Annotated in this window: 5 protein-coding genes and 2 pseudogenes; 6 read left to right on the plus strand and 1 reads right to left on the minus strand. The window is 61.7% G+C overall.

Features of this window, described 5'->3' with window-relative positions; genetic code table 11:
- The first annotated feature begins 173 nt into the window (after positions 1–173).
- Positions 174–680 (plus strand): DUF1993 family protein, encoded by a 507-nt coding sequence (locus EN893_RS18280; protein ID WP_127267825.1) that lies wholly within the window; start codon positions 174–176, stop codon positions 678–680.
- Between the two features lie 54 nt (positions 681–734).
- Here the strand turns inward: EN893_RS18280 and EN893_RS18285 are convergent, their stop codons facing one another.
- On the minus strand, positions 735–881 hold the full coding sequence (locus EN893_RS18285) for a hypothetical protein (RefSeq protein ID WP_023708625.1): 147 nt from the start codon (positions 879–881) through the stop codon (positions 735–737).
- 412 nt (positions 882–1,293) lie between these two features.
- Here EN893_RS18285 and EN893_RS18290 point away from each other — a divergent pair, with 412 nt between their 5' ends.
- The 5 genes and pseudogenes from EN893_RS18290 to EN893_RS18310 all read left to right on the plus strand — a co-directional run bounded on the left by EN893_RS18290 (position 1,294) and on the right by EN893_RS18310 (position 4,847).
- Positions 1,294–1,749, plus strand: coding sequence for a hypothetical protein (locus tag EN893_RS18290; protein ID WP_127267824.1), 456 nt, complete (start codon positions 1,294–1,296; stop codon positions 1,747–1,749).
- A 115-nt stretch (positions 1,750–1,864) separates the two neighbouring features.
- A pseudogene (locus EN893_RS18295) lies at positions 1,865–2,929 on the plus strand (aldo/keto reductase); the annotation flags it as partial.
- Positions 2,930–2,985: 56 nt separating this feature from the next.
- On the plus strand, positions 2,986–4,251 hold the full coding sequence (locus EN893_RS18300; RefSeq protein ID WP_127267822.1) for a cysteine desulfurase-like protein: 1,266 nt from the start codon (positions 2,986–2,988) through the stop codon (positions 4,249–4,251).
- Positions 4,252–4,342: 91 nt separating this feature from the next.
- Positions 4,343–4,531 (plus strand): annotated as a pseudogene (locus tag EN893_RS18305) (homoserine dehydrogenase); the annotation flags it as partial.
- Positions 4,532–4,598: 67 nt separating this feature from the next.
- Positions 4,599–4,847 carry a type II toxin-antitoxin system VapB family antitoxin gene (locus tag EN893_RS18310; RefSeq protein ID WP_127272130.1) on the plus strand — a complete coding sequence of 83 codons (249 nt, stop codon included), beginning with the start codon at positions 4,599–4,601 and terminating at the stop codon, positions 4,845–4,847.
- Positions 4,848–5,124 lie beyond the last annotated feature (277 nt).

The following is a 5,124-nucleotide window of genomic DNA, read 5'->3' on the forward strand; positions in this document are numbered from 1 at the left end:
CAGAAAGGCAGTCGCTGCGAAAAGGGCGCGTCTCATCGGGAACCTCCGCTCGATAGAGGATTCTACGACGGCGATTGCGGCAACGTGGTGACGCAGGCTCGACGGACTTGAAGAATCGCGCGCGAAGGCGCTACGTCGCGTCCGCCGGCGTTCGGCCGGACAGGAGATTTGACGTGACGATATCGATGTATGAGGCGTCCGTGCCGGTGTTTTCGGCCAGGCTGAAAGCGCTTTCCGATGTGCTGGCGACCGCCGAACAGAATGCGCTTGACCGCAAGATCGACCCGCAGGTGTTTCTGACGGCGCGGCTGGCGCCAGACATGTTCGCCTTGACCAGGCAGGTGCAGATCGCCACCGATCATGCCAAGGGCGCGCCGTCACGGCTCGCCGGGCGCGACGTGCCGAGATACGAGGACAACGAGGCGAGTTTCGCCGAAATTCAGGCGCGCATCACCAAGACCCTCGACCTTCTGGGCACATTTTCGGCTGCCGAGTTCGACGGCTCCGACGACAAGATCATCGAGCTGAAGCTTGGCGGACGGGAAAGTTCGATGCCCGGCCTGCAGTATCTGCTGCATGTGGCTATGCCCAACTTCTATTTCCACCTCACCACGGCCTACGACATTCTTCGCCACAATGGCGTGCCGTTGGGCAAGGCGACATTCCTGGGAACGCGCTAGGGAATTGAGTTTTTGGAGATGTCCCGGATCGATCCGGGACATCACCGGAAGTACCTAGCGAACGGACATTTCGCGGGCGATGCGGGGGAAGTCGGCCGGCTTGATACCGATGTCGGCACGGTCGGCATTGCTCATCGAATGAAGCAGCGCGAGCGCCGAGCGGTATCTCAGATGCTCCTGCGGCCGCGGCCGGGCGAACATTTCAGTGAAGAAACCCAGGATTCAAGCCCAAAATTGGTCCTCCACATCCGCCAATATAGGGGAATCGTGACAATTGTGCAGTGCAGCATTTGCATACCTGCCATGTCTTGGCGAATTTTTCGACATTTTCTCTAACGGGCGAAACTTTTGGCCGGTGCGTATCGTAGCCTCGAACGCTGGCTACATGGCCGGTTTTTCCTCGCCACACCTGGCGAATTCCGGACTGCAAAAAAATACAGTCTGAATTTTTGTTTCTTGGGGTTGCGGTGGGTCAAGCGGTGCAGGCGACGGCTAAATTCGTTAAGATCGGTGGCATGCATTTTTAACGAGCCGGTTCTATGCTTCGGTACCCGAATGGTCGGGCGAGGGGGAGGCTGACATCGCTACTGGCGCCAAGCGGGATTTCGCTTCGTTGCTCGACGACCTCTTCATCGCCCCCGACAAGAATGGCGAGGGCGAAGAGGCCGGCGCTCGTCCATCCATCCCGTTTGACTATCTTTCGGTGGCCGATGAACTCCATTCCGGCCGCATCAAGGTTTCCGCTGCCGAATATCGCGAGGCGGGCGCGGATCTGGCGACGGAATTCGCCGCCTTGCTCGATCATGCCAAGCTGGCTCTCGCCGGCGAAGAGCCAAAGCCCGAGGAAAAGCTGCCGCCGATCGATCCCGAAGCCATCGCCGTCGAACTTGGCCTCGATCAGCCCAGGCAGGTCGCCGACTTCAGCCGCATGCGCCGCCGCTTTGCCTTTGCCAACCATCCCGACCGTGTCGCCCCGCATTTGCGCCAGCGCGCCATGATCCGCATGCAAGTGGCCAACATGCTGATCGACGAGGCCAAGCGCCGTGCACTAGCCGGTGCTCGCCGCTAACCCGGCTGGTTCACGCAAAAGTCGGTCTGGCGAGGCTTGGAGAGCGGCTCTGCTTTGCCTATAGATGCGGCTTCCTCCGCGCAGTCGCGCCAGCCTTCCTCCGGAGCCGAATTTCATGCACAAACGCCGTCTCGGTCGGACCGATCTTCTTGTGACCCAGATCTGCCTGGGCTCCATGACCTGGGGCCAGCAGAACACCGAGGCCGAAGGCCACGCCCAGATGGACCTGGCTTTCTCGCGTGGCGTCAATTTCATTGACACCGCTGAGCTCTATCCGATCCCGCCCAAGGCGGAGACGCAGGGACGGACCGAAAAGATCATCGGCAACTGGATGAAAGCCAAGGGCAACCGCGACAAGGTGATCCTGGCCTCGAAGGTCGTCGGCCGCACGGCCAACAGCTGGTTTCGCGGCGACAGGCCGTCGCAACTGGTGCGCGCCGACATCTTTGACGCCATCGACAAGTCGCTGGCCAAGCTCGGCACCGACTATATCGACCTCTACCAGATCCACTGGCCGGAGCGGGATATCCCCTGGGGCGGCAACCCGACGCGCGTCGGCGCCGTGTCGCCGCGCGCCGATTCCGTCGGCGCACCGGCCGACGAAACACCGATCGCCGAGACGCTTGGCGTCTTCGACGAACTGGTGAAGGCGGGAAAGATCCGCCATTTCGGGCTGTCGAACGAGAGTTCCTGGGGCGTGATGCGGTTCCTTGCCGAAGCCGACAAGGGCATCGGCCCGCGCGTCGCGTCGATCCAGAACGCTTACAATCTCGTCAACCGCACTTTCGAGGTGAACCTCGCCGAGGTCTGTGAGCGCGAGCAAGTGTCGCTACTGCCCTATTCGCCGCTGGCACAGGGCTATCTCACCGGCAAATACGACCATGGCGCGCGACCGCAGGGGTCCCGCTCGCAGCTGTTCAATCGCGGCCAGCGCTACGAGACGCCAGGTGCCGCTGAAGCACAACTTGAATACAATGAGCTGGCGCGCTCCTTTGGCCTGGAGCCGGCACTGTTTGCCAATGCCTATGTCTCGAGCCGGCCGTTCGTAACCTCCAACATCGTCGGCGCAACGACGCTTTCGCAGCTCGACATGGCGCTGTCTTCTGTCGACGTCACCTGGACCGAAGAAATGCAGAAGGCGGTGGACGCGATCCACCAGCGGGTCGGCAATCCCTGTCCTTGCACGGGATTGGCCGCAGGCCGAATATCCAATGATTACAACGGGAGCGAGCAGCAATGAATTTTCCAGTCGAGGCAGTGCGTGAAAAATTTCCGGCTCTCTTCCTGACCGACAAGGGCCGCCGCCGCATCTATCTCGACAATCCTGCCGGCACGCAGGTGCCACAGGCGGTGGCGGACGCGGTGTCGCGCTGCCTGTTGACCACCAATGCCAACCTTGGCGGCTTTTTCGAAACCACGGTCGCCGCGCAGGCCGTCGTCGACGACGCGCACCAGGCCATGGCCGATTTCCTTGGCGCCGCCAGCCCCGAGGAAATCATCATCGGCGCCAACATGACGACGCTGACCTATCACATGTCGCGCACGCTCGGCCGCACGATGCAGCCCGGCGACGAGATCATCCTCACCCGCATGGACCATGAGGGCAATGTGTCGCCCTGGCTGCAGCTGGCCGAGGATCTCGGGCTCGTCGTGCGCTGGCTGCCGTTCGATGAAAAGAGCTGGCAGGTCGAAGAGGCGACGCTGGCCGGTCTGTTTTCGGAGAAGACACGGCTGGTCGCGTTGAACTACGCCAGCAATTTGACCGGCTCGATCAATCGGGTGAAGGCGCTGACTGCGATGGCCAGGAATGCCGGCGCCCTTGTCTATGTCGATGCCGTCCAATTCGCGCCTCACGGTCTGATCGACGTGCAGGAGCTCGGCTGCGATTTCCTGATCTGCTCGGCCTACAAATTCTTCGGCCCACATATGGGCATATTGTGGGGCCGGCGCGACGTCGTCGAGACGCTGGAGCCCTACAAGTGCCGCTGCTCTTCCAACGGCCTGCCGGAGCGGTTCGAACTCGGCACGCCGCAGATCGAGCTGATGGCCGGTCTCACCGCCGCGGTCGACTACTTTGCCGACCTTGGCGCGGCGGCGGGCGAGGGCGGTTCAAGAAGGCAGAAGATCGCCAAGGCGTTTGCGGTTTCGATCGCCTATGAAAACCCGCTGGCGCAACAGCTGATCGATGGCCTGTCCGATGTCGAGGGCCTGACCATCCACGGCATCACCGATCCGAAGCGGCTCGGCGAGCGCGTGCCGACGGTTTCCTTCACCGTCGATGGCATCGTGCCCGAAACGATCGTGCGGCAGATGAACGCCGAAAACATCTTCCTGTGGTCTGGCCACAACTATGCCTGGGAGATCGTCCACCAGCTCGGCATTCCGGCCGAGCATGGCGTCGTGCGTATCGGCATCGCCCACTACAACACTGCAGCCGAAATCGACCAGACGCTGGAGAGCGTACACCGTGTGATCGCCATGCTCAGGCAGCAGCGCTCCTGACGCTGGCTTGAGCATTCACCGCGTCTTGCCGCCGAAGCCGGTGAGGAACGCGGTGAGATTGTCGCCGAGTTCGTCGCAGAGGTAGCCGCCCTCCTGGACGATGACCGTCGGCGAAGCCCGTGCCCAGCGCGCCGTGCCGGTCGGCCTGCTCGAGGGCGGCAAGGTGCTGAAACCGGTCAGGAAAGGCGAATTGCTGACGTCAGACAATGCGTCGCCCGACCAGACGACAAGGCTGTTCGCCTTGCGCCGGCTGCAGGACGAGATGCTCTACGGGGCCTGAAAGGACCACGCTGGCGCTGCTACGACAAATGATAGATTGTGGGGCAAATGTCGCCAAGGTCGGTCACATGAACCTTCGAATCAGGAATCCGCTTGCCCGCGAACTGGCTCGCCAGCTTGCCGCCAAGCGCAAGGTTTCCATGACCAGAGCGGTTATCGAAGCGCTTGAAAGTGAACTGAAAAACGCCCGTATGCCTCTGGCGGAACGGCTGGCTGCAATCGCCGGTGATTTGAGGTCCAAAGCGGGCAAGGCTGGCCGGGTCGTGAGCAAGAATGAGATCGATGCCATGTGGGGTGGCGGCCAGAATGACGCCTGACAGGTGCACAGGGGTTGTCACGTTGGAAGGCCTGCTGGCAGCTCGGATTTCGTCGTTCGTTTCGATGGATCATCGTAGACATTCGGGATTGACCGGAGCCTTCCCAACTTCGTCATCCACGGGCGGAGCAGGAGCGAAGCGACGTCGCGGAGACCCGAGGATCCATGCCGTGATCTTGGTCGAGGAATGCAGCGGAGCAGAATTCTGCACCGCAGCAGCGCTTTGAAGTCGCGGCATGGATCCTGGGGTCTGCGCCGCGTCGCTGCGCTCCTTGCTT

This window comes from Mesorhizobium sp. M7A.F.Ca.CA.004.04.2.1 (assembly GCF_004022825.1).
In the GTDB taxonomy this organism is placed as follows: Bacteria; Pseudomonadota; Alphaproteobacteria; order Rhizobiales; family Rhizobiaceae; genus Mesorhizobium.